Origin of the sequence: Natrinema salifodinae (genome assembly GCF_900110455.1) — an archaeon.
GTDB lineage: Archaea > Halobacteriota > Halobacteria > Halobacteriales > Natrialbaceae > Natrinema > Natrinema salifodinae.
Genome location: NZ_FOIS01000003.1, coordinates 67,225 through 85,286, shown reverse-complemented (window position 1 = coordinate 85,286; position 18,062 = coordinate 67,225). Strand labels below are relative to the sequence as shown.

The following is an 18,062-nucleotide window of genomic DNA, read 5'->3' as shown; positions in this document are numbered from 1 at the left end:
GTCAGTCCGTCGTCATTCGGATCAGGTACCACAGCAACGCGCCGCCGGCGATGATGCCCCCGAGGATCGCGCCGCCGATCACCGCCGGCGAAGCGTCGCTCTGAAGCGCGATCGAGCCGCCCGAGAGACCGACGAGCAGGACGAAGACGATCTTGAGCTGATCGGCCGCGTCCGTCACCTCGCTCGGTCGCGAGGGGCCGCGGCTCGGACCGCGACCGCGGCTCATAGCTCGCGGGACGCGCTGACGTGCATCGACGCGAACCGCCAGGCGGGGCCGTCGTCGGTCGTCGTTGCCGTCGACCGCGCGACCAGCGTGCCGCTCCAGCGACTGTCGAACCGGTGTCTGTCGCCGCTCTCCACGTCCGTCCAGGCCATCGTGACTTCGTCGGCGAACGTCGCGAATCCGTTCTCCGCCCGTTCGTCGACGACGAGTTGCTGGCTCTCGACGGTCCAGTCGGCGGTCGTCTCGGTCTGTTCCTCGAGGGCTGCGGTCACCTTATTTCCCCCGAACAGGGAGTCGCTGATGCCGAACTTGACGGTCGACTCGTTGTCGAGGAAGTACGGTGGAAGGGGATCGCCGTCGCGGAGCGCGTCGTAGTAGTCGCGGACGACGGCCTCTGCGCTCGCGCTCGTGGACATGGCTCTACTGGTCCCTCGAAGCGCGTTCTCAAAGAATCTCCGGCCGCAAGCGCAGGGGGACGAAAGGGCCGCGAGCCGTAGCCCCGGCCCCGGTCCCGCTCCCGTTCACATGAACCCGCGGTCGACCTCGTCGGTCTCGATCAGGTCGTCGAGTTCGGCGCTGAGCAGTTCGTCGGCCTCCTCGAACCGGTCCGAGAGGTCCTCGAGTTCGTCGGGCCGGTCGTACTGATCGTACGCCATCGGACCGAACGCGGGGCTCTCCAGGGCACCCATCACGTCGTCGAAGAGGTCCTGGGGCCTGGTCGGCGCGTCCGCATGCGTCTCGAGGACAGTCTCGAGGCGCTTCGAGACCGTCTCGGCGTGGTCCTCGTCCTCCGGCGGGGACTGGACCGCGAAGCGGCCGCCCGCGTCCTCCTCGGGGAGGAACGAACCGATCTCGTCGTCGAGGTTCCGGGCGACCCGCGTGCCGACGCCGCGGACCTCGAAGGGGTTCTTCGCGTACGTCTTGAGGAAGAAGACGCCGGCCCGGGGATGCGCGAGGTACATGTCTTCGCCGACGCCGCCGGCGCGGTCGCCGGCGACTGCGCGCCAGTCTTCCGGATCGACGTCCCGCTCCGTGACGTCCTCCAAGATGTCCTGCCACTCGCGTATCCGCATGTGCGGTCGTTGGGTCCCCGGGAGAATGAACGTATCGATTGCACCGAAAGACACCGCAAACCGACCGTTACGCGGTCCAACGCTCGATTCGAACCAAAAGGAATACGACGGGCGCCACGACAGAGAACGTAACCGACGCTTTCCCAATGTCCGTACGCCGACCACTCCCGCTCGTCGAACTGTTTCGCGCCACCCCGGCGAAGAGTTCGCTGCTGACGCTGGCACCGCTCGCGCTGGCGTTCGGGCAGCTCTGTAACAGCTACGTCAACGGCGTCTCTCCCGCCGTTTCGATCGGCTTCGCCGTCGTCATGGTCGGCTTTGCCGTCGTCGCGATGGGCCATCACGCCGCAGAGTACCGAATCCGCCGGCTCGAGGCCGAACACGGGCTCGACGTCTGATCGGAGCGCTACCGTTTTTCTATACCCGCGCGTCCGGCTCGGTCGTGACCGACCGCGCCTCGCGAGCTTCGTAGGCGTTGTACCCCGCCAGGCCGGCGACTAACAGTCCGGTAGCGAGCGTGCTCCAGAACAGGCCGCCCGTCATCTCGAGTAACGCGGCCGAGACGATCAGCCAAATGCCGAGGATGGCGACCAGCGAGGCGATTCCGGTGCTGAGCGGGACGTCGTTGGTCAGCCGATAGTAGTTGTAACCGGCGGCGGCGAGGACGACCAGGCCGACCAAGACGTTGTTCCACAGCGGTGCCGCCGCGGTGTCGAAGACGAGCACCGAGGCGGCGACCCAGCCGCCGAGGACAGCGACGAGCAGGCTGATGACCGACGTCTTGCGTCGCCGCTCCTCGTTGGCGACCTGCGTCGACTCGTCGCGCGGATCGCGGCCGGCGTCGGGACGATCTCCGACGCCAGTGCCGGAGTCGATGTCAGTGGACGCCTCTTCCGACCGGTTGGTCGGGCCGGTATCCGGTGCTGACCCGGCGTCGGGCTCGGACTTGCCGGCCCGCCGGTCGTCGCCGTTCGGGTCACTCATGGCAGCGAATCTTCGGCTCGTGATCCCAAAAGCGGCCCGTCCGTTCCGAGCCCGATACGGGCCGATTGAAACTGGGAACGGTGGTAAAGAATTATTACCGACGGAGCGAATTGGCCGTCGAATCGCGGCCCCAACGCGACCGGCCGAGATGCGGCGACCGATAGCGTTTTTGATCGCTCGGCCGTTGACGATAGCTGTGCACGTACGCGGAACCGTCGCGGGCGAGGTCGACGTGCGGTCGGTGTCGACGAGCTACGGCGAGAGCGACCTCGCCGAAGTGCCGCTCCGACTCGCGGAAGAAGGAGACGAGCCGACCGACGCCGGGGATCGACCGCCGACGCTCGGCGACGGCGGGACGGCGACCGTAGCGGACGGTCGCGAGACGACGACGGTGACGCTCTGGAACAAGTGGACCGAGTCGGCCGAGCTGCTCGAACCCGGGATGGAGCTGCTGGTGACGAACGCGAAAGAGGAGGAGTACCAGGGCGAGACCCAGTACGCGACGACGGGCGATTCCTACGTCGTCGTCGAACCCTCGTTTCTGGTCAGCGTAACCTCGATTCGGAACTGGGTCGAGTGTCCCCGGCTGTACTACCTGAACAAGCTCTCCGGGGTGCCGCTGAACTACCCCGTCGTGAAGGGGACGCTTGTCCACGAGGTCTTCGGCGACCTGCTCCGGGGACGCGACCTCGAAGAGTCCATCGAGGCCCGCGTAGAGGAACGGGGGCTCGAGTTGGGGCTGTTAGGTGAGACGCCCGAAGCCGTCGCCGACGACGTCCGGGAGAACGCGACGGCGATCGAGGGCTGGCTCGACCAGGGCCGCCTCACCGAGGCGGACAGCTGGCGCTCGGAGCAACTGCTCATCAGCGAGACCTTCGGCATTCGCGGACGGGCCGACGCCATCCGCCGCGGGGCGCCGGTCGAGCTCAAGACTGGGAAGAACCTCAAGAAGGAACCCCGATTCAAGGACAAGGTCCAGGCCGCCTGCTACGCCCTTCTGTTGGAGGAACACGGCGGCGACGTCGACACCGGAACGCTGCTCTACACGAAGAACTCGGTGCTCGACCGCAACGAGGAGACCGGCGACCTCACCCCAGCGAAGGACTTCACGATGGGTGACGGACTCCTGAAATTCGTCGTCCGCCTGCGCAACGAGCTCGCCGCGACGGAGGTCAAAGGCGACGTCCCGACGGGATACGAGGGGTCGGCGAAATGCGAGTACTGCTTCGAGCAGGACGCCTGCATGGTCGTCTCCGGCCGACTCGATCAGGAGTCGAAGGCCGGTCAGATCGGCCAGGCGCTGCCCGACGAGGAACTCGAGTACTTCGAGCGCTTCTACCGTGCCATCGAGGAGGAGCGCCGCGAGGTCCACCGCGAGTACGCCAAGCTCTGGGAGCAAAGCGCCGAGGAGCGGGCCGACGACGACCGCGCGCTGATCGACCTCGAGTTCGTCGAGAAACGGCCGCTCGACGAGGGCCGCTGGGAACTGCGGGCGCGCCGCACGGGGGGCGCGACCTCGAAGCTTCGCGAGGGCGACCTGGTACTGGCCAGCGACGGCCACCCGGTCCGCGGCGACGCGGAGTTGGCGCGGATCGAACGGCTCGACGACGAGGTCGTGCTCACGGCCGACGAGCCGGTCGAGGTGACCCGACTAGACGTCTACCCCTCGGAGTTGACCACCGACCGGCTGCTGGTCGCGCTCCACGACGCGCTCCTGAAGGGCGACGAACGGCGCAAAGACGTCCTGTTCGGCCGCGCGCCGCCCGAGTTCGAGGACGTCGACGAGACGTTCATCGACAACAACGACCGCCAGAACCAGGCCGTGACGAAAGCGGTCGGCGCGAACGACTGCGCGCTGATCCACGGGCCGCCTGGCACCGGGAAGACCTACACCATCGCCCGGGCCGTCCGCGCGATGGTCGAGCGCGGCGAGCGCGTCCTCCTCTCCGCGTTCACGAACCGCGCCGTGGACAACGCCCTGGAGGCCGTCCTCGAGCAGCTCGACGGCGCGATCGACGACGAGCGGGTCGTCCGCGTCGGCTCCGAGAGCGGCGTCCGCGCGGACATGCAGCCGTACCGGCTCGAGCGCGCGGGCGACCCCGACGAGCGCGTCGCCGAACTGCAGAACGCGCAGGTCGTGGCCGCGACCACCGCGACCTGCGGCTCGCGGGTGATGAAAGAGCAGGCCTTCGACGTCGCCCTGGTCGACGAGGCCGCCCAGCTGACCGAGCCCGGGACCCACGCGGCGATCAACCTGGCCGATCGGTTCGTTCTCGTCGGCGATCACGAGCAGCTCCCGCCGGTCGTGCGGGCGGAGAACGACCTCACCGAGTCGCTGTTCGAGCGGCTCGTCGAGCGCCACCCCGAGGCCGGCGTCATGCTGGACCGCCAGTACCGGATGAACCAGCGGATCCAGTTCTTCTCCTCGACCGAGTTCTACGACGGCCAACTGCGACCTGCGGCGCCCGAAGTCGCGGCCCGGACGCTCGACGACCTCGAGGGCGTCTCGCGGGATGCCTTGCCCGATTCCGTGCGAAATCCCGTCTCGTTCGTCGACGTCGAGGGCGACCGGAGCCGGTACACTGACAGCCGGGAGGCCGCCCGAATCACGGAGCTGGTCGAGGCCTACGAGGCTGCCGGCCTCGATCGCTCGGAGATCGGCGTCATCGCCCCCTTCCGGGCGCAGGTCTCCGAGATCTCGAAACACGTGCCCGACGACGTTGCCGTCGACACCGTCGACCGCTTCCAGGGCTCGAGCCAGGAGGTGATCATCGTCTCGTTCACCGCGACCGGCTCGCTCGAAGGGCCGATCTTCGAGGACTACCGCCGGATCAACGTGGCGCTGACCCGTCCGAAGCGCGCGTTGGTGCTGGTCGGCGACTCGCGGGCGCTGCGGACCGATCCCGTCTACGAGCGGATGCTCGAGTGGGCGCGACGTTGAACGAGGCCCGAGCGCAGTGACGAGCCGCCACCGTTCTCGCGTCCCGCTCTGTCTCGCTTTGTCCCGCCCGTCTCGGTCGCCGTCGGCGAACTCCCCGTCAGTCCGGTTCGAAAACCGTGATCGTGTCCGAATTGTCGACTCGCACGCGGTAACCGCACACCGAAAAGTCGACCCCGAGACGGCCGAGTCCGTCGTGAGCGGTCAGTCGATCGAGTGCTTCCGCTTCCACGTAGTCGTGTAACGTACACTCGAGGTCGATCGGATCGACGTCCTCGATCGCAGCGATCGCTCGGACGATGGCGATACTCGTCGGCGTCGACTCGTCCGGGGAATATTCGACCACGACCGTTCCGTCGCCGTTGAAGTGAGCCTGGTGATCCGTAGGCATCGTTCTCGAACGTGTGTTCGTGCGTCCCACATTTTACCCTGTCACGCGGACAGCCAGGGGTTTTAAGAGGCGAATCGCCGGAGGGGGCTGGCCGCTTATCAATCCCGATTTTCGAGACTGGACCGGCCGTCTTCGACGTTCAACTCCGTCGACAGAATCGTCCCGGACGCGCGGCGGAGACGCTCCGACACCGATTGATTCGAGATACCGAACTCGTCGGCCAGTTCCTGCGTCGAGACTTGGCGGGGAATTTCGAAGTAGCCGCGCTCGATCGCCGTAACGATCGTCTCGTACTGTTCGGACGTGAGGCCGTGTCGCTTCGAGTTCGCTTCCGGTCCCTTTTGGAGTCGTCTGACGTCGACGTCGATATCCCGATCGAGGAGCCGGCGATACGTTCGGGTGGCGTGCTCGTGATCCGGAAATCGCATTCGAACCGACCACGTTCCGCTGGCGGCTGACGCGGCGAGTATCGTCCCGTCTTCCGCGAAGAGGACGGCACCGATCTCGCAGACCTCGTCCGCGAACTCGATTCGGTACAACCGTTCGTCGGGAGCGGTATCGATCTGCGAGTACGCATCGACGGACGGATCGTCGTCGAGAGCTGCTTCGATCTCCGACCGATTGCCTCCGCCGAGCCACAGGCCGGGGCAGTCGCTCACGGCCGCCTGTTCCATTCGACAGTGAAACGACGGAACGCGGTCAAATACCCTCCTCAGCGCGGTGTCGGCCGCGGGCAGTTCCAGTTCGACGACCGTCGTCATTACTTTCCGATATAACCATTAAATTCGGGTAAAAGCGATGCTTGCAGTCATCTCCCGCTGGTAAGCACGGTCGACGGCCCAAAGCGCTCGCCACCATCGCTCGCACCCCGTTCCGGCAGCGCCTACCGAGCTAATCGGTGACATTTTTCACAGTCCGCGGTCGAATCGGTCGCATGGAACTCCCGTTGGGAACGGGTACCGTCGACGTGCGGCTCCCCGACTGCGACGTGACGGTCGCCGAGCCGCCAGGCGGCGAGCCCGTCGACGTCCGGTCGGCCGCCGAACGCGCACTTGCGGATCCGCTCGGACCGCCGGTCGCGGACCGCGTCGAGCCGGACGACGAGGTCGTGATCGTCGTCACGGATATCACGCGCAAAGCACCGGACGACGTGCTGCTGGATGTCCTGCTCGATCGACTCGCGGACTGCGGTGTCGACCGCGATCGGGTGACGGTCCTCATCGGTCTCGGCCTCCACCGGCCCATGACCGAGGCCGAGATCGAGTCGATGCTCGGTCCGCACGCCGGCCTGGCGGTCAACCACGATCCGGAGTCGGTCGTCGAGATCGGAACGGTGGAAGCGGACGACGTTCCCGTCGAGATTGGCGAGCCGATCGCGAGCGCCGACGTCGTTCTCTCGACGGGCGTGGTCGAACCCCACCAGTACGCGGGCTTCAGCGGCGGCGCGAAGACCGTCGTCATCGGCGCCGGCAGCGAATCGCTCATTCGATACACCCACGGCCCTGCGATGCTCGCCCGCGAGTGAGTCCGCTTAGGACGGCTCAAGGGCAACCCGTTCCGCGAGACGATCGACCAGGCGGGCGATCTCGCGGGGCTCGACTTCTCGCTCAACCTGACCCACGGTCCTGCGGGCGTGCTCGGCGTCCGAGCCGGCGACGGCCGCCGCGTCGTCCGCGAACTCGCGGAAATCGCCCGCGACGCGCTCTCGGTCCCGATCGACGGCGACTTCGACGCCGTCGTCTGCGGCGTCGGCGCGCCTAAAGACGCGAATCTGTACCAGGCGACCCGCGGGGCGACCTACGTCGCGCTCGGGGATCGGAACCCGCTGCGGGAGGGCGGTCGGCTCGTCGTGCCGGCCGAACTGCCGGAGGGGGCGGGCGAGGGCGCCGGCGAGCGGCGGTTCCATCGCCGCCTGCGCCAGGCGTCGGACGCCGACTCGCTGTACAAGTCGATGCGAAACGGGTACGAACCGGGTGCCCAGCGCGCGTTCGTCGTGACCCGCGTCCGCCGCGCGCACGAGATCTACGTGACGAACACCGAGGCACCCGGAGTCGTCGAAGAGTGTCTACTGGACGCCGAACCCGACGTTGTGGACGCGATCGAACCCGGCAGCGAGGTGCTCCTCGTCCCGGACGCGCTGAATACGCTCCTGGTCGACGGGCAGCGGTGAGTCACCGTTCGCGGCTCTTCGAGTCGTGGTTCCCGATCGCGGGTAGCGTGAACGAGAACGTCGATCCCTCGCCCGGTTCGGCGTCGACACGGATCTCGCCGCCGTGGCGCTCGACGATCCGCTGGCAGAGCGCGAGCCCGATGCCGGTCCCCGAACACTCCTCGCGGCCGTGGAGGCGCTGAAACACCTCGAACACGCGATCCTTGTCCTCGGGGTCGATCCCGATTCCCTCGTCGCGAACCGAAATCGTCCACTGCTCTCCGGCCGCGCCGCCCTCGCCGACCTCACTGCGCGCACTGCGGTCGCCGCGATCCGCGCCCCGTTGGGCCGTGATGTGAACGCGGGGCGGTTCGTCGCCGCTGTACGCGATCGCGTTCGAGAGGAGGTTCTGGAACACCTGGCGAAGCTGGCTGGGGTCGCCCTCGACCCGGGGGAGGTCGTCGACGGTGATTTCGGCGTCGCTTTCCTCGATCTGGAGTCGCAGATCCTCGAGCACGTCGTCGACGACCTCGTCGAGGTCGACCGGCTCGAAGGGGTCGCCTTGCGTTTCGACGCGGGAGTACGCGAGCAGCCCGTCGATCATGGCTTTCATCCGCTCGGCGCCGTCGACGGCGTACTCGATGAACTCCTTGCCGTCGTCGTCGAGCGCGTCGGCGTACCGGCTTTCGATCAGTTGCAGGTAACTCGAGACCATCCGCAGCGGTTCCTGCAGATCGTGAGAGGCCGCGTAGGCGAACTGTTCGAGCCGCTTGTTCGACTCTTCCAGTTGCCGTTCGCGCTCCTGGCGCTCGGTGATGTCGCGGGCGACCCCGATCATGTACGCGCGATCCAGTTCGACGTGGGCGATGTTGACTTCCGCCGGGTACGTAGTTCCGTCCTTTCGCTCGTGTTCGCCGATGACCGTCACCGCGTCCTCGGCTTTCACGTCTTCGACGTGGGACCGCCACTCCTCGATATCGTCGAACCGCCGTTCCATGTCGAGGACCGTTAGCTCGAGCAGTTCGTCCTGAGCGTAGCCGAGGCGACGGCAAGCCGTCTCGTTCGCGTCGAGGATCTGTCCCGTCTCCGGTTCGATGACTAACACGACGTCGTTGGAGTAATCGAGGAGGGTTCGGAACAGTTCGCGTTCCTGATCGCGCTCCTTGCGCTCGGTGACGTCCCGGAAGTACACCGACAGTCCCGTCTCCGAGGGATAGGCTCGGACGTCGAACCATCTGTCGAGGGGCTCGGGGTAGTACTCCTCGAACGAGACGGTCTCCTGTTCGTACATCGCGCGTTCGTACTTGGCTTTGAACTGCTTCCGGACCGCCGCGGGAAACTCGTTCCACACCGTCTTCCCGACGATGTCTTGCCCCTCGGGGTTGATCAACTCGTGTGCGCGGTCGTTGAGATAGGTGAACTGCCACTCCTCGTCGAGCGCGAAGAACGCGTCCGAGATACGACCGTAAATCTCCTCGAGTTCGCGCTGCGCCCGCTCGTTCTCGAGCGCCGTCGCGAGGATGTTTGCGACGCTCTGGACGAAGTTCACGTCGTGATCCGTGAACTCGCGTTCCTCCGTCGCGTACGTTCCCAGGACGCCCCACGGGTTCTCGACCGACCCGATAACGACGCTGATGCCGCTTTTGACGTCGTGGTCGGCGAGTAACGTCGGTTCGGAAAGCCGTTCCTCGTTCGGGAGATCATCGACGATGAGCGGCCGCTCGGTAAAGAGCGTGTATCCTGCCTGCGTGCCCTCGGTTGCGGGTATCGTCGCCGACCCGACCAGGCCGTCGCGCCAGCCGCGCCCCTCCCTGAGCAGGAGTTCCTCTCCGTCGGGAAGCAGTTCGAGTACCTCCGCGTACTCGTTGTCGAGCGTCTCCGTGACGGCGACCGAAGCCTCGTGCAGTAACCGATCGAGATCGTCGATTTCGAGCGCCTGCTGTCCGAGTTTAGCCACGACTTCCTGCTGACGAACGCGTCGGTGAAGCGCCGCGGTGGTCTCGGACGTCGAATCCATTCTACAACGTATTCCCGAAAGCGTCGGGGAAACCCTTCTATCTATTGGCTTAATTCTCACACTATTCCGCTCCCGTCGTGAGTCCGACACCGACGGCATCGTCGGCTCGTCTCGAGTCGGGGCCGACGCGGCTCCTATACCGACGAGTAGCTCACCTTCCCCTCGTCTTTGCTCATTCGGACCCAGTACACCCGGGTGTAGGGAAGGTGAATGTAACTCTCGTCCTCGAGCTTGATCCGGAGGCCCTGAACCTTACCCGAATCCGTGATATTGTCGGCGTCGACCGCTTCCTCGGCGACTCCGTCGGGCGCCTCGTACGCGATTTTCGCCATGTGTCCACGACGCATGCGGCGTCAATAAGCCCCGGGCAAGCGAATTCGCGCAGCCCCTCTGGGGTCCGTCTGCGGGAGCCGAGAGTTCCGGCGTGAGGGTGGGGATTTACCGACGACGGCGGTGAGGGGCCGGTATGCTCGACTCGCTTCACCCGCGTCGACCGGGCGGTCGGGTCGCGGTCTGGATCGTCGCCGCGATTGCGCTCGCGTCGATCGCAACCGGCGTCGGTGCCATCCTCACGCAGCCGGTCCTCGACCCCGGTGGCCTGCTCGGGGACCTCCAGGCGGCGGCGGAGTTCAGCGGGACGGTCGTCGGCTTCGCCCTGCTCGTCACCGCGTGGGGAATGCGCCGAGGCTACCGCCTGGCTTACGTCACCGCCGTGGGCCTGGTCACCCTCGCCGCGGCCCACGGCATCGTTCAGTTCCGGACGCTGTCGGTTCCGCTCGTCGTCCTCTCGCTCGGCGGCCTCCTCGTTCTCGTGGCCACGAGCGAGCGGTTCACTCGGTCGAGTTCTCTCGACGCGACCCAGATCGGCGCGCTCCTGGCTATCGTCGGCGTGTTCTGCTACGGGACGGCGGGGGCCTACGCGCTCAGGAGCGGCTTCGACGGCGTCGAGTCCGTCGTCGACGCGGTCTACTTCACCGTCGTGACCGCGAGCACGGTCGGCTACGGCGACGTCCACGCGACCACCGAGACGGCGCGACTGTTCGCCGTCTCGCTGGTCGTCCTCGGTCCGGCAACCATCGCCGCGACCCTCGGCAGCCTGGTCGGCCCCGCGCTCGAGACGCACCTCGAACGGACCGGGGAACGGACGACCGCGCATCTGGGACGCGACGCCGAGGCGGTCGAGTCGGAATTCGAACGCGGGATTCGGATCGTCGCGCTCGGTTTCGACGAGACGATTGCTCACGTCGTCGCGGCGCTCTCGAAGCGGGCGTCGGTCGTCGTCGTCGTGATGGGCGAGGACGATCCCGTGCGACTCCCCGACGGCGTCACCGCCGTCGTCGGCGAGCCCACCGCCGAACAAACCCTCGAGCGGGCCGGCATCGAGACCTGCGACGCGGTTCTCGTCGGAACCGAGGGATTCGACGCCGCCGCAGCGATCACCGCGGCGCGGTCGCTCACCGACGCCCGAATCGTCACCGTCGCGGGGAGCGACTCGACGGTCGCCGGCGGTGGGTCAGAGTCCGAATCCGACGAATCGCTCGAGCAAGAGGGGGCGGACGTCGTCGTCGTCGATCCGGAGGCCGTCTTGGTCGACGCGACGGTCGGCGCGCTGGTGGGTGACCGCGACCCCGCGAATCAGTCGTCCGCGTCGGCCGCTTCCCACAGCGGATAGAGGTCGTCCTCGATCGGTTCGGTGATCGACTCCCCGCCGAGGACGAGTTCGGGTTCGTCCCCGTCCCCGTCGAGGGACTGAACGGTGCCGATTTCGGCGGCCTCGATGTTCGCGTCCTCGAGCGCCGCGAGGCAGTCGTCCGCTGCGTCTTCAGGGACCGTCGCGAGCAGCCCACCCGAGCCGAAGATCCGGAGCGGATCGACGTCGGCCGCCTCGCACAGCGCCGCGGTTTCCTCGCGGATCGGCACGGCGTCGCGGCCGACCTCCACTCGGACGTCCGAGGCGCGGGCGATTTCGAGGAGTCCGGCCGCGACGCCGCCCTCCGTGGGATCGTGCATCGCGGTCGCGTACTCGCGGGCTGCGCGGGCGTCCGGCACCACGCTGATCTCGTCGAGAAATCCCTCGGCGCGCTCACGGATCTCGGCGTCGACGTCGAGGTCGTCGCCGAAGTCGGCCGCCAGGATGGCCGTCCCCTCGACGCCCGCGGCCTTGGTGAGCAGGACTCGGTCGCCTGGTTCCGCGCCGCCGGTCGGGACGAACCGCTCGGTCGCGCCCATCGCGGTCAGGGAGACCAGCGGCCGCTCGAGTTGGTCGACGTACTCCGAGTGGCCGCCGACGATCGACGCGTCGACCTCGCGGGCGGCCGCATCCAGATCCGTCGAGATCTGATCGAGGATCCCCTCGTCGCTCCCGCTCGGAAGCAAGACGACGGCCGTCAGCCAGCGCGGGTCGGCCCCGGAGACGGCGACGTCGTTGCAGGCGACGGCCACGCCGAGGGTCCCGACCCGCGAGGCGGCCAGCGAGATCGGATCGGAGCTGACGACGAGCGTCCCCTCGCCGTCGGGCCAGGCGATCGCGGCGGCGTCCTCGCCGTCCGCGGGTCCCTGGAGCACCGTCTCGTCGTTCGCGGCGGCCCCCGTCCGATCGAACACGTGCGCGAGCAGATCGTCCGGACTCACCTTGCCGGGCATACCCCGAACTGGGACGATGCGACGCTTGTAGCTATCGAAGGCCCGCGAACTCGGTTCGGAAACGGCCCCGATTTCCGGATCCGGTCGCGGTCAGGCGTCGGGCGCCACCGCGTCCATCGTCGCCCGGATCTCGTCCTCGTCGGCGCCCCGCGGGAAGCTCACCGCGACGGCGTCGATCCCGTCGACCGCCTCGTAGCGCTCGACGCGCTCGCGGGCGGTTTCGGGGTCGCCCGCAGCACAGAGGTCGTCGAGGATGTCGTCGTCCAGCAACTCGAGGGCGCGCTCGCGGTCGCCCGCTTGCCAGGCGTCGTGGATCTCGGCGGCCTCGTCGTAGCCCTGGCGGACCAAGGCGTCGCGGTAGAAGGTGCCCATCCCGCCGACGTAGAAGGCGACGTGCTGGCGGGCGAGTTCGCGGGCCCGCTCGCGGTCGTCCAAGGCACAGCAGGTGACGCCGGCGGTGACCTGCACATCGTCGGGGTCGCGGTCGCCCAACTCGGCGCCGCGTTCGATGTCTGCGATGCGGTCTTCCATCCCCTCGGGGGTGAGCATGATGCCGTGCCAGCCGTCGGCGAACCGGCCCGCGAGTTCGACCGCTTTGGGCCCCATGCCCGTGACCTCGATCGGCGGGGTCGACTCGGGCGGCTCGCAGCGCAGGCGAAAGCCCGAGAGATCGAAGTAGTCGCCGTCGTACTCGACGGGCTCACCCGCGAGCACCCGCCGGACGATCTCGACGGTCTCGCGGGTCCGCTTGAGCGGGTTGCCGTACTCCATCCCGTGCCAGTTCTCGATCACGACGGGACCGCTCGGGCCGAGTCCGAGCCGGAACCGGCCTTCGGAGACCTCCTGGAGCGTTGCCGCCGTCTGGCCCAGCAGCGCCGGCGACCGCGAGTAGGCGTTGAGGATGCTCGACCCGATATCGATCGAGTCGGTGCGCTCGGCCATCGCCGTCAGCACGGTGACGGCGTCCCGACCCCACGTCTCGGGGAGCCAGGCGCAGTCGTAGCCGCCGGCCTCCGCCCGCCGCGTGTAGTCGACGATCGAGTCGACGGTCGGCTGAGCGGCTACCGGGAGGTGGACATCTCTGTCAGTCATCATCACTCATAGTTGGCGGGCGTCCTTTTGGGTGTATGGGAACCGGCGGCGACGGACCAGGCGTTGTTTTCGACCGTCGTCGGCGTTCGCGACGGCCGACCGCTCACACGTCGCGCTCTTCGCTGATCTGCGGGACGCCCTGGACCGTGATCGTCTCGCCGACCACGTACGAGGAGGCGGGGCTGGCGAGGAACTGCGTCACGTCCGCGATTTCCTCGACGGTGCCGATCCGGCGGGCGACCTCCTCGCGGTCGATTGTGTCCGCGGAAACGCCCATCTGGCTCTCGACGCCTGGCGTCGCGACGAAGCCGGGGGCGATGCAGTTGACGCGGACGCCGTCGTCGGCCCACTCGTAGGAGAGCGTCGTCGTGAAGTTGATGACGGCGGCCTTGGCCGCGCCGTAGGGGCTCATCAGCGGCGAGCCGCGCTGGCCGGCGACGCTGGCCAGGTTGATCACCGCCCCCCCGCCGTCCTTCAAGTGCGCCGCGGCGGCGTGGGTGCAGTGGTAGGTGCCGTTGACGTTGATGTCCATGATCGTCGTCCAGCCGTTCGGCGAGACGTCGTCGAAGTCGGCCATGAAGGAGGCCCCGGCGTTGTTGACCAGCACGTCGATCCCGCCGAACTCCTCGACGGTGGCCTCGACGAGCGCCTCGACGGCGTCCCGGTCGGTGACGTCGCACTCGACCGCGAGCGCCCGACCGGGCCGCTCGCTCTCGTTGATACCCTCGGCGACCGGATCGACGTTCCCCTGCTCGCGCGAGCAAACGACGACGTCGACGCCGTCCGCGGCGAACCGCTCGGCGATCGATTTCCCGATCCCGCTCGACGAGCCCGTCACGATGGCGACGTCGCCGTCGACGCTGAACTGCTCGGTATTCACGCGCGATCACCCGTGACTGCGACTCCGATCCGGAGTTGTTTCATTACCATTGTTAGATCCATTCGGTCATTCGTAGCAATTGTTAATAAAGGTGGGCATAGATACCACACCGTTAAGTTAGTGGCAATTGGTAACACAGATATCACGCGATGGCGACAGCGCAGTCGCCGCAGGGATACCCATGACAGCAGACACGCCCGACTACGGACCGGATCGCCAGACCGAGGTCTATCTCAGCGGGATGCTCGAGGACGAACCCCCCGAGTTCCCGGTGTCCTACGAGGACCTCGAAGAACGCGGCCGCGAGGAGCTCAGCGAGGAGGCGTTCGCCTACGTCGCGGGCGGCGCGGGCGCGGAGACGACGGTCGACGCGAACGACCGCGCGTTCGAGACGTGGCAGATCATTCCGCGCATCATGCGGGACGTCTCGGAGCGCGATCTGTCGGTCGAACTCTTCGGCCGGGAATACCCGGCACCCGTCCTGCTCGCGCCCGTCGGCGTCCAGTCGATCCTCCACGAGGAGGCCGAACTGGCCGTCGCCCGCGCGGCCGGGGACCTCGGCGTGCCGATGATCTGTAGCTCCGTCTCCTCGTACACCCTCGAGGACGTCGCCGACGAACTCGGCGACCGTCCGGGCTGGTTCCAGCTCTACTGGAGTTCCGACCGCGACGTCGCGGCCAGCTTCCTCGAGCGCGCCGAAGCGGCGGGCTACGAGGCCGTCGTCGTCACGCTCGACACCCCCAAGATGGGGTGGCGCGAGCGCGACATCGAACTCGGCTACCTCCCCTTCCTCGAGGGCGACGGCCTGGCGAACTACTTCGAGGACCCGGCGTTTCGCGATCGGCTCGACGTCGACGACCCGCGGGACGATCCGGAGGCGGCGATCGCCTCCTGGCAGGCCTGCTTCGGCGACGCCTCGCTGACGTGGGACGACCTCGAGTGGCTCGAGGCCCAGACCGACCTGCCGATCGTCGTCAAGGGCGTGCTCCACCCCGACGACGCCCGCGAAGCGGTCGCCCGCGGCGTCGACGGCCTGGTCGTCTCGAACCACGGCGGCCGGCAGGTCGACGGCGCGATCCCGGCGCTGGACGCGCTACCGGACGTGGTCGACGCGGTCGCGGACACGACGGACGGCGATCGGGACGTGCCCGTCCTCTTCGACAGTGGGATTCGGCGCGGGAGCGACGTCGTCCGGGCGCTCGCGCTCGGCGCCGACGCGGTCCTGTTGGGTCGGCCGTACGCCTACGGGCTCGGCATCGGCGGCGAGGACGGCGTGCGGGCCGTCCTCGAGAACCTGCTGGCCGATCTGGATCTGACGGTCGGACTGTCGGGGTGTGCGAGCGTCGACGAGATCGACCGGTCGGCGGTTCGGAGGGCTGACCGGTGAACGGAGCGGGGACGGGAGACGGCGGCGGGACGGCGACCGACGACGCGGACGATCCCACCGCCCCCGAATGGAAGGCCGTCTTCTGGGACATCGGCGGCGTTATCCTCGCGCTCGACTCCGTGCAGGCTGCTCACGCGGAGTTCGTCGCGGGCCTGCTCGAGCGCCGCGGCGTCGAAACGGACCTCGAGGAGGGGATCGACACGTGGCGGACGACCGTCGGGGACTACTTCCGCGAGCGCGAGGACACCGAATTCCGGTCCGCGCGCGAGGGCTACCACCGCGGCGTCGCGGCAATCGTGGGCGAGGAAGTCCCGCGCGAGGAGTGGGAACCGCGGTTCGAGGCGATCGTCCGCGATTCGATCGAACCGGTGCCCGGCGCCGTCGAGACGATCGAGCGCCTGGCCGACCAGGACGTCCACGTCGGCGTCGTCAGCGACGTCGACGACGCGGAGGGAAAGCGGATGCTCGAGCGGTTCGGCGTCCGCGAGCGGTTCGATTCGATCACGACCTCCGAGGCGGTCGGCCGCACCAAGCCCGATCCGGCGATGTTCGAGACGGCCCTCGAGAAAGCCGGCGTCGCCCCCGAGCGGGCGCTGATGATCGGCGATCGGTACGACCACGACGTAAACGGCGCCGCCGAGGTCGGAATGCACGGCGTCGCGTTCGGAGCCGACGACGGCCCGGCCGTCTCCTATCGAATCGAGTCGCCCGAGGAGGTGCTCGATATCGTCGACGGAGCGCGCGGCGCTCCGAATCGGTCTCGCGGGTAACGCTCGACGATGCCGTCGATTCGTCCCGGCTGTGGCTCGGATCGCGATAGGGACGGTGCGATCTGCGCCAACACTCACAAACATTGTAAGATAAGAAAGACAGCGTAACTATTTTCGTTAGGCAGCATGGTTATGGTACCGTATACCATGTCGAGCGCGAACCACGATCCGACGGCGACGACCGCACTGCTCGTCCGAACGGACGATACCACGTCTCGCGTCCCATGAGCGAGGACTACTACGAGCGCCTCGTCGACGAGGACGCGCTGGCGGCGTACCTTGCAGACAATCTCGGCACGGTCGACGAGTACGAGATCGAGCGCCACCAGGCGGGCCACTCGAACGAGACCCTGTTCGTCACCTGGGGCGATCGGGAGCTGGTCGTCCGGCGGCCGCCGCCGGGCGAGACCGCCGACACGGCCCACGACGTCATCCGCGAGTACCGGGTGACGAACGCGGTGGCCGACACCGGCGTCCCCGTGCCGGAGCCGCTGCTCGCCTGCGAGGACCACGACGTCATCGGAAGCGACTTCTACGTGATGGAACGCCTCGCGGGCGACGTCCTGCGCGACGAGGAACCCGACCGGTTCGCCGAGCCCGAACACCGACGACGGATCGGCGAGGAACTCGTCGACACGCTCGCGAAGATCCACGATCTCGACTACGAGGCGATCGGACTCGGCGAGTTCGGCCGGCCCGACGGGTACACCCAGCGCCAGGTCGACCGCTGGGGGAAACAGCTCTCGTGGGCGTTCGAGGTCACCGAAGACGAACGCGCGGTGCCGGACCTTCACGCGGTCGGCGACTGGCTCCGGGACAACGTCCCCGAGGCGCACCCGCACACGCTCGTCCACGGCGACTACAAGCTCGATAACGTCATGTACGGGCCGGCAGGGGGACGCGACGCGTCTCCGGACAAGCAAGCGGGTGACGCCCGCGGGCAGCCGCCGGAGCTGGTCGGCGTCTTCGACTGGGAGATGTCCACGCTCGGCGATCCGCGCGCCGATCTGGGCTGGATGCTGTCGTACTGGCGCGATCCGAAAGATCCCGAGCCGTCGATTCCGGAACTGACGACCCGGTTCATGGAACGCGGGGGGTATCCCTCCCGGCGCGATCTGGTCGACCGCTGGGAGGAGCGAACCGGCTACGCGTTCGAGCACGAGCGGTTCTACCGGGCGCTGGCGGTCTACAAGCTGGCGGCCCTCGGCGAGATGTTCTTCCGGCGCTACCTCGAGGGCAACAGCGACGATCCGATGTACCCGAAGATGGAAGACCGCGTGCCGGCCCTGGCCGCGCGAGCGAAGCGGATCATCGAGGGCGACGAGCCCCTGTAACCCTGTAACTGCGCGCTCGAGGGCGGATCCGCTCTCGGCCTCGATCCCCAACCGAGTTCGAGTGCGGTCATCTCCGGTACCAGGTAGAGCGAGGCGTGACGGGCCGATACCGACCGGCTGGCAAACGGTCGGGACCATTACAGCAGTTCCGCAGAACGCCTTTCAGCGTACGGTTTGTCGG

The 18,062-nt window shown here is 67.7% G+C and carries 17 protein-coding genes and 1 pseudogene; 7 read left to right on the top strand and 11 right to left on the bottom strand.

The window, feature by feature from the left end; genetic code table 11:
* Window position 1: 1 nt before the first annotated feature.
* From BMY29_RS10480 to BMY29_RS10470, 3 genes are all read right to left on the bottom strand, one after another.
* Entirely contained in the window at window positions 2-226 is a 225-nt protein-coding gene (locus BMY29_RS10480) for a hypothetical protein (protein ID WP_049989548.1), read from the bottom strand.
* Window positions 223-639 carry a nuclear transport factor 2 family protein gene (locus BMY29_RS10475; RefSeq protein ID WP_049989549.1) on the bottom strand — a complete coding sequence of 139 codons (417 nt, stop codon included), beginning with the start codon at window positions 637-639 and terminating at the stop codon, window positions 223-225. The genes BMY29_RS10480 and BMY29_RS10475 overlap by 4 nt, the downstream gene beginning before the upstream one ends.
* A gap of 105 nt (window positions 640-744) precedes the next feature.
* Entirely contained in the window at window positions 745-1,296 is a 552-nt protein-coding gene (locus BMY29_RS10470) for a hypothetical protein (RefSeq protein WP_049989550.1), read from the bottom strand.
* A gap of 146 nt (window positions 1,297-1,442) precedes the next feature.
* On the opposite strand from BMY29_RS10470, the gene BMY29_RS10465 reads away from it, so the two are divergent.
* Window positions 1,443-1,694, top strand: coding sequence for a hypothetical protein (locus BMY29_RS10465; protein WP_049989551.1), 252 nt, complete (start codon window positions 1,443-1,445; stop codon window positions 1,692-1,694).
* Between the two features lie 19 nt (window positions 1,695-1,713).
* Here the strand turns inward: BMY29_RS10465 and BMY29_RS10460 are convergent, their stop codons facing one another.
* Entirely contained in the window at window positions 1,714-2,280 is a 567-nt protein-coding gene (locus tag BMY29_RS10460) for an SPW repeat domain-containing protein (protein WP_049989552.1), read from the bottom strand.
* A gap of 196 nt (window positions 2,281-2,476) precedes the next feature.
* Here BMY29_RS10460 and BMY29_RS10455 point away from each other — a divergent pair, with 196 nt between their 5' ends.
* Window positions 2,477-5,221, top strand: coding sequence for an AAA domain-containing protein (locus BMY29_RS10455; protein ID WP_049989553.1), 2,745 nt, complete (start codon window positions 2,477-2,479; stop codon window positions 5,219-5,221).
* A 97-nt stretch (window positions 5,222-5,318) separates the two neighbouring features.
* On the opposite strand, the gene BMY29_RS10450 is transcribed toward BMY29_RS10455, so the two are convergent.
* Window positions 5,319-5,609, bottom strand: a complete 291-nt coding sequence (locus tag BMY29_RS10450) for a HalOD1 output domain-containing protein (RefSeq protein ID WP_049989554.1) — start codon at window positions 5,607-5,609, stop codon at window positions 5,319-5,321.
* A gap of 98 nt (window positions 5,610-5,707) precedes the next feature.
* Complete coding sequence (locus BMY29_RS10445) at window positions 5,708-6,370, bottom strand: helix-turn-helix domain-containing protein (protein ID WP_049989555.1); 663 nt, start codon at window positions 6,368-6,370, stop codon at window positions 5,708-5,710.
* Between the two features lie 173 nt (window positions 6,371-6,543).
* Here BMY29_RS10445 and BMY29_RS21735 point away from each other — a divergent pair.
* Window positions 6,544-7,779 (top strand): annotated as a pseudogene (locus BMY29_RS21735) (lactate racemase domain-containing protein).
* A 1-nt stretch (window position 7,780) separates the two neighbouring features.
* Here the strand turns inward: BMY29_RS21735 and BMY29_RS10435 are convergent.
* Both BMY29_RS10435 and BMY29_RS10430 read right to left on the bottom strand, forming a co-directional pair.
* Window positions 7,781-9,775 carry an ATP-binding protein gene (locus BMY29_RS10435; RefSeq protein ID WP_049989556.1) on the bottom strand — a complete coding sequence of 665 codons (1,995 nt, stop codon included), beginning with the start codon at window positions 9,773-9,775 and terminating at the stop codon, window positions 7,781-7,783.
* 134 nt (window positions 9,776-9,909) lie between these two features.
* Entirely contained in the window at window positions 9,910-10,107 is a 198-nt protein-coding gene (locus BMY29_RS10430; RefSeq protein ID WP_049989557.1) for a hypothetical protein, read from the bottom strand.
* A 134-nt stretch (window positions 10,108-10,241) separates the two neighbouring features.
* Between BMY29_RS10430 and BMY29_RS10425 the strand changes: the two genes are divergently transcribed.
* Window positions 10,242-11,447, top strand: coding sequence for an ion channel (locus tag BMY29_RS10425; RefSeq protein WP_049989558.1), 1,206 nt, complete (start codon window positions 10,242-10,244; stop codon window positions 11,445-11,447).
* Here BMY29_RS10425 and BMY29_RS10420 read toward each other — a convergent pair.
* From BMY29_RS10420 to BMY29_RS10410, 3 genes are all read right to left on the bottom strand, one after another.
* Window positions 11,411-12,418 (bottom strand): AIR synthase family protein, encoded by a 1,008-nt coding sequence (locus tag BMY29_RS10420; protein WP_049989559.1) that lies wholly within the window; start codon window positions 12,416-12,418, stop codon window positions 11,411-11,413. The two genes, BMY29_RS10425 and BMY29_RS10420, sit on opposite strands and share 37 nt — an antisense overlap.
* Before the next feature lie 90 nt (window positions 12,419-12,508).
* Window positions 12,509-13,510: a TIGR04024 family LLM class F420-dependent oxidoreductase gene (locus BMY29_RS10415; protein ID WP_049989635.1), complete on the bottom strand. Its 1,002-nt coding sequence runs from the start codon at window positions 13,508-13,510 to the stop codon at window positions 12,509-12,511.
* 103 nt (window positions 13,511-13,613) lie between these two features.
* The gene (locus BMY29_RS10410; RefSeq protein WP_049989560.1) at window positions 13,614-14,390 is read right to left on the bottom strand and encodes an SDR family NAD(P)-dependent oxidoreductase; all 777 of its coding nucleotides are present in this window, start codon (window positions 14,388-14,390) and stop codon (window positions 13,614-13,616) included.
* 181 nt (window positions 14,391-14,571) lie between these two features.
* Between BMY29_RS10410 and BMY29_RS10405 the strand changes: the two genes are divergently transcribed.
* From BMY29_RS10405 to BMY29_RS10395, 3 genes are all read left to right on the top strand, one after another.
* Complete coding sequence (locus BMY29_RS10405) at window positions 14,572-15,777, top strand: lactate 2-monooxygenase (RefSeq protein WP_049989561.1); 1,206 nt, start codon at window positions 14,572-14,574, stop codon at window positions 15,775-15,777.
* Window positions 15,774-16,547, top strand: coding sequence for an HAD family hydrolase (locus tag BMY29_RS10400; protein WP_049989562.1), 774 nt, complete (start codon window positions 15,774-15,776; stop codon window positions 16,545-16,547). The genes BMY29_RS10405 and BMY29_RS10400 overlap by 4 nt, the downstream gene beginning before the upstream one ends.
* Before the next feature lie 224 nt (window positions 16,548-16,771).
* Window positions 16,772-17,881, top strand: a complete 1,110-nt coding sequence (locus tag BMY29_RS10395) for a phosphotransferase family protein (protein WP_049989563.1) — start codon at window positions 16,772-16,774, stop codon at window positions 17,879-17,881.
* Window positions 17,882-18,062 lie beyond the last annotated feature (181 nt).